The 951-nt window shown below is 59.9% G+C and carries 1 protein-coding gene; it reads right to left on the reverse strand.

What is annotated here, in order from left to right; translation table 11 throughout:
• The coding region (locus tag AC0L2U_RS34715) for an IS481 family transposase (RefSeq protein ID WP_473603705.1) at window positions 1-951 on the reverse strand (951 nt) is incomplete at both ends.

A 951-nucleotide genomic window follows, 5' to 3' on the forward strand; every position in this document is an offset into this window, starting at 1 on the left:
TGTTTAGTCCCGGCATTTGCTGGAGCGGATCGAGTTTGAAGCGTTCCGGTTGTGACGCCCACGCCTTGCAGATGAACTCGTAGGGCGTAAGGCCTTTGAGGGTCTTGAGCCTGCGACCGAAGTTGTAGGCCGAGATGAAGTCGGCAAGGTGCTGGCGGAGTTGGTCGTGGCTCTCGTAATAGAAACGCCTGACGGTTGCATCCTTGATAGTCCGGTTCATCCTCTCGACCTGGCCGTTGGTCCACGGATGCCTTGCCTTGGTCGTTCGGTGCTCGATGTCGTTCGTGGCGCAAGCGTATTCGAAGGCATGGGCCCAGAAGCGTTCGCCGTTTGCGATGGCCTCCTTGATCAATGGCACGGCCGAACCGCCGGCGCCGGGCGTCGTGAACTGGATACCGTTGTCGGTGAGGACAGTGTGGACCTTGTAGGGCACGGCCGCGATCAGGCGCAGTAGGAAGTCTCTCGATATGGCGGTGGTGGCCTTCTCATGCAGTTCGACGAAGGCGAATTTCGAGGTGCGGTCGATAGCGACGAACATGTGCAGCTTGCCCTGTTCTGTGCGCACCTCGGCGACGTCGATGTGGAAGTAGCCGATCGGATAGCTCTTGAACTTCTTCTTCGCCGGCTTGTCGCCTTCTACGTCCGGCAGGCGGCTGATGCCGTGGCGCTGCAGGCAGCGATGCAGTGATGAGCGCGTCAGGTGTGGGATCGTCGGTTGTAAGGCATAGAGGCAGTCATCGAGTGGCAACAGAGTGTAGCGCCGGAAGGCGACTATGACGGCCTCCTCCTCGGGCAAGAGCACTGTCGATCTAGGCTCTCTCGGACCGGTCGGCAAATCTGCCACCGAGGTCCGTTCCCGCCATTTGGCAACAGTCTTTTGGTTGACCCCGTAGCGCTTCGCCAGCGCCCTCAGGCTCTCTTGACTATGCTGTATCGCTCGACGGACCGCCT

The sequence above is a fragment of the Mesorhizobium sp. WSM4808 genome (genome assembly GCF_055811675.1).